Below are 4,610 nucleotides of genomic sequence, written 5' to 3'. Positions count from 1 at the left end.
CCGGTGCGATCAGGAGCGGGACGCCGAGTGCCACCAGCGCGCCGACCAGCAGGGCAATACGCGTGTTCGCCATGGCACCCCCCTCGGCCTGTCCCAAACCATTCGGATCATGGCCGGAGGATGGTGGCCGGTCAACGGCTTGGTCGAATCGCTGGTCCGTAGGGCGTGCTCAGGGGTACGAGGCGTCTGTAGTCAATGAGACCCGAGTCGCCCCCTCGAGCGACTTACGCGTCAGCCGTTGTCGCTCCCCGGCCGGCCCTGGTAGAGGAAGCGGCCAAGCACGGAGTCGTAGCCGCGGTGCTCGATCTCGTCAATGAAGCTCACCATCGCGGCGAGCAGGTCCGGCGTCAGGGGCAGGTTGATCTTGGGTCCATCATTTCGAACCTCCGGCATCGGATTCTGTGGGTCCCTTGGGCGGGGATCGGCAATCTCAGGCACGTCCTCAGGCTTCACGCGGGCTTCACGGACTCAGTGAGCCCAGCTCGGGCAGGACGGCACGCGAAGGGACTGCGGCGACGTCGGCGACACTCAATTCGACGCTCAACGGGATGGTTCCGGACCCAGAGGCACGGTTCCTGGGGAACCTGAGAACCGCTGTCAGGTGATCCCTGACCGAGGGTTCGAATCCCTCGCCCTCCGCCGGGCCCGTAGGGCCCCAGCTTGAGGGCGAGGAATTCGGGAGGAACCCCCGCAGCCCTTCGACCCACCGCGGCGAAGCCGCCCCACCGGTCGCGGCTCTGCCCGCCCGAGACGGATCCCTCGCCCTCCGCCGGGCCCGTAGGGCCCCCGCTTGAGGGCGAGGGATTCGGGAGGAACCCCCGCGTCACCTCGGGTCTGCGCGCCGAAGGCGCCAGACTGCCCGCGACTACGCCGCTCCGAGACGGATCCCCCGCCCTCCGCGGCGGATTCGGTAGTGAGAAGTCGTGACAGAACGCGAGATCCCACTACCGAATCGGGCTGAGGCTCGGGGCCTAGCGGCCCACCTGGACCTGCGAATGGTCCGGCGCGATGACGTCGGGCATCGACGGCGCCGTCGTGCGGGGCCAGGTCCAGGAGGATCGCAGGATGAAGGCGAGGATCAGCACCTCGAGCGCGATCGAGAGGCCGTAGAAGTAGGCGTAGCTCAGGGACTCGCCCGACGCGTTGTAGATCGTGACGGGGAGGTAGAGCGCCGCGATGACGAGGTTGACCGGGCGGTTGATGCGGGCCGGCAGCGTCGCGGAGAGCGCGATCATCAGCGCCGGGATCCCGACCAGGGTGAGCGAGGCCCCGACGAAGAGCGGGCCCGTCTCGAAGTCGTGGACGGTGCCCCCACGGATCTCGTCGAGGAAGCCTGGCTTGTACAGCGCGAGGTAGTCGACGTAGATGTAGAAGAACATGAAGCTCGCCCAAGCTGCGGCGAGCTTCGCCTGGACCGGGAGTCGCCGGTCCTCCAGCGCGGTCAGTTCTGATGTCCGGGATCTCATGTCATGTCTCCTCTGGTCCGGGGTGGACCTCGTCGGTTCGTACGCTGTACGTCGTACACTGTACGATCACTCGTACGCTGTACGGTTGTCAAGCCGTCCGAGCGAGCGAGGAGACCCGTGGCAGCGAAGAAGCAGGGCCCGATCGCGTCGGACGCGGGGCTGAGCAAGCAGCGGGTGGTGGTCGAGGCGATCCGCCTCGCCGACCTCGAGGGGGTCGACGGGCTGAGCATGCGCCGGCTCGCCGGCGCGCTCGGCGCGGGCGCGATGTCGCTGTACTACTACGTCGCGAACAAGGACGAGCTGCTCGACGCCATGATCGACGTGGTGTTCGAGGAGATCGAGCTTCCGCCCGCGGACACCGACTGGCAGTCCGCCATGCGACAGCGGGCGGTATCCGCCCGACAGGTGCTCGCCCGCCACCGGTGGGCGATCGGCCTCATGGAGTCGCGGACGTCGCCGGGGCCGGCGAACCTCCGCCACCGTGAAGCGGTCACCGCCTGCCTGCGCAGGGCCGGCTTCTCGGTCGTGATGGCGACGCACGCCAACTGGCTGCTCGACTGCTACGTCTACGGGTTCGCGCTGCAGGAGGCCAGCCTGCCGTTCGACACCGCCGCCGAGCTCGCGGACATGGCCGAGGACGTCTACCTGCCCCTGCTTCCTCCCGAGCAGTTCCCCTACCTCAGCGAGTCCGCGGCGGTGCTCTTCGCTGCCGGCTACGACCCGGCCGAGGAATTCCTCTTCGGACTCGACCTCGTCCTCGCCGCCCTCGAGCCCCTCAGAACCTCCGCGTAACGACGCTCACGGCCGCCAGCGCGAGTCGGCAGCGCGGTGCCGCTACCGTCGAGCACGCAGACGGGTGGAACGGGGAGATAGTGAGCGCGAGGCAGGCACCGCCTGGGTGGTACACGCCCGACGGCACAGATCCGACGACGCTGCGCTACTGGGACGGCACCGCCTGGACCCAGCACTACAGCACCGTCGCAGCGCTCCCCCCGCCCGTGGCCCGGACGCCTGTCGCGCCGCCCCTGCCCGCCGCACGGCCCCTGCCCACCCCAAAGCCCCTGCCCGCCGTACGGCCCCTGCCCGTGGCGCCTGGCGCTGCGTCGTCCGGTATCCCGTCGTGGCTGGTGTCGTGGCCCGCGATCCTGATCGGGTTCGTGCTCTGCTTCGTCCCGGGCCTGGTCCTGCTGTGGCTGCGCCCGACCAGCTCCACCAAGGTGAAGGCGCTCTGCAGCGCCGCCGCCTTCTCGGCGATGGTGCTCGGCTTCGCCGCGCCGTCGTCCCTGGCCCAGCGCGGATCCGACGTGGCCGCACCTCCGGCGGCGCTCGTGCCGCCGTCGGCGCAGCCGTCGGCATCGCCCACGTCCACGCCGTCGCCCACGCTGACCAGCCAGACGCCCGCCGCCACACCGACTCCGAGCGCCACGCCGACCCCGACGGTCAGCGCCTCACGCCCGGCCGCGAGGAGCGCCGCGGTCGTCGCGCTGGCCAGCCTGAGGGTGAAGGGCCGCGCGCCGAAGACCGGCTACTCGCGCGAGATGTTCGGCCCGGCGTGGGTCGACGTCGACCGCAACGGGTGCGACACCCGCAACGACATGCTCATCGCGACCCTCACCGACCGGACGATGTCCGGCTCGTGCAAGGTGATGGCCGGCACCCTCGCCGACCCGTACACAGCCAGCACGATCCTGTTCGTCCGGGGCGGCGCGAGCGAGGTGGACGTCGACCATCTCGTGTCGCTGTCCGATGCGTGGCAGAAGGGCGCCACGACCTGGACGTACGCCAAGCGGGTCGCGTTCGGCAACGACCCGCTCAACCTCCAGCCCACGGACGCCTCGGCCAACCGGCAGAAGGGCGACGGCGACGCGGCGACCTGGCTGCCGCCCAACAAGCCCTACCGCTGCACCTACGTGGCTCGGCAGATCGCGGTGAAGAAGAAGTACCAGCTCTGGGTCACGGGCGCCGAGCGAGACGCGATGATCCGGGTGCTCAGGGCGTGCCCCGACCAGGCCCTTCCGGCGCCCGGCCCGCAGCCGACGATCGCGTCCAACACGGGAGGGCCACCTCCCGCAGCGACACCGAAGCCGACTCCCACGCCTACCAAGCCCTCCTCGGGCGGGTCGCTGGATCCGAGGTTCGGCACCTGCCGCGAGGCGATCGCTGCGGGCTTCGGCCCCTACTTCAGCGGCGTCGATCCGGAGTACGACTGGTACACCGACAGGGACAGCGACGGCAAGGTCTGCGAGTAGTCAGGGCTGTCCGTCGGCGTCAGTCCTCGATGCGCAGGGCCTGCTCGGGGCAGGAGTCGACGGCGTCCTCGCAGGCGCTGCGCATCGAGTCGTCGACGGTCTCGAGCAGGATGTACATGTAGCCGTCGGCCCGGACCTCGAACACCTCGGGCGCGACCGCCTGGCAGAGTCCGTGGGACTTGCACCGGTCGTAGTCGGCGATCACGCGGAAGCTCATGCCTGCTCCAATGGTGGTGGGTGGGGCCAGTCTGCTGGACGTTCAGCGCCCGGCAAGCGGGACCGTCGATCTCCGCGCGACGGATCCGCGAGCGCTACTGGGGCCGTCGCTGCGCGATGAGGGCGATGTCGTCGTTCGACCCCTGGGGCACGAGCAGCCTGAGGATGCCGTCGACGAGGTCCTCGAGGTCGAGCGCACGGAGGTCCTGGTCGTCCAGCACCGCGGTCACCGCGCGCGCCAGCCGGTCGAGCCCGACGTCGAGGCTCTCGCCGCGCCGTTCCACCAGCCCGTCGGTGAAGACCAGCAGCACCTCGTCGCGCTCCAGGACGTCGGCGGCGTCGTCGCGCGCCGAGGTGCGGAGCACGGCCAGCGGGATCCCGCGCCCGCCCTCGAGCCAGCGGTGCCCCCGAGGTCCGACGACGAGTGCCGGCAGGTGACCGGCCGATGCGTAGACGAGCTCCCCCGTCACGAGGTCCAGCGTGCTGCAGACCACCGTCGCGCACTCCGCGCCCGGGACCTCGCCGGCGAACTTGTCGAGCGCGGTCAGCATCTGCGCGGGCCCGTGACCCTCGATGAGCAGCGTGCGCGACGCCGTCCGCAGCTGGGCCATCACCGCAGCGGCGGCGAGGCCGTGGCCCACGCAGTCGCCGACCACCAGGGCGACGCGCCCCGCGTCCT

At 70.5% G+C, this 4,610-nt stretch carries 6 protein-coding genes; 2 read left to right on the top strand and 4 right to left on the bottom strand.

All coding sequences use genetic code 11. From position 1 onward, the window contains the following. Positions 1-231: 231 nt before the first annotated feature. Both ACFQGU_RS15785 and ACFQGU_RS15780 read right to left on the bottom strand, forming a co-directional pair. On the bottom strand, positions 232-438 hold the full coding sequence (locus ACFQGU_RS15785) for a hypothetical protein (RefSeq protein WP_386768538.1): 207 nt from the start codon (positions 436-438) through the stop codon (positions 232-234). Positions 439-971: 533 nt separating this feature from the next. Continuing rightward, a complete protein-coding gene (locus ACFQGU_RS15780) occupies positions 972-1,466 on the bottom strand; it encodes a DUF6326 family protein (RefSeq protein WP_386768536.1) in 495 nt (164 codons plus the stop codon). Positions 1,467-1,640: 174 nt separating this feature from the next. Between ACFQGU_RS15780 and ACFQGU_RS15775 the strand changes: the two genes are divergently transcribed. Further along, the gene (locus ACFQGU_RS15775) at positions 1,641-2,258 is read left to right on the top strand and encodes a TetR/AcrR family transcriptional regulator C-terminal domain-containing protein (protein ID WP_386768540.1); all 618 of its coding nucleotides are present in this window, start codon (positions 1,641-1,643) and stop codon (positions 2,256-2,258) included. Between the two features lie 80 nt (positions 2,259-2,338). Beyond that, on the top strand, positions 2,339-3,715 hold the full coding sequence (locus tag ACFQGU_RS15770; protein ID WP_386768534.1) for a GmrSD restriction endonuclease domain-containing protein: 1,377 nt from the start codon (positions 2,339-2,341) through the stop codon (positions 3,713-3,715). A gap of 19 nt (positions 3,716-3,734) precedes the next feature. Here ACFQGU_RS15770 and ACFQGU_RS15765 read toward each other — a convergent pair whose 3' ends face one another. Both ACFQGU_RS15765 and ACFQGU_RS15760 read right to left on the bottom strand, forming a co-directional pair. Then, a complete protein-coding gene (locus ACFQGU_RS15765) occupies positions 3,735-3,932 on the bottom strand; it encodes a ferredoxin (protein WP_386768532.1) in 198 nt (65 codons plus the stop codon). A 94-nt stretch (positions 3,933-4,026) separates the two neighbouring features. Then, positions 4,027-4,610 (bottom strand): PP2C family protein-serine/threonine phosphatase (locus tag ACFQGU_RS15760; protein WP_386768530.1); only part of this gene is annotated, 584 nt, incomplete at its 5' end.

Source organism: Longivirga aurantiaca (genome assembly GCF_042660085.1).
Classification (GTDB): domain Bacteria; phylum Actinomycetota; class Actinomycetes; order S36-B12; family CAIYMF01; genus Longivirga; species Longivirga aurantiaca.
This window is presented reverse-complemented; position numbering and strand designations above follow the sequence as displayed.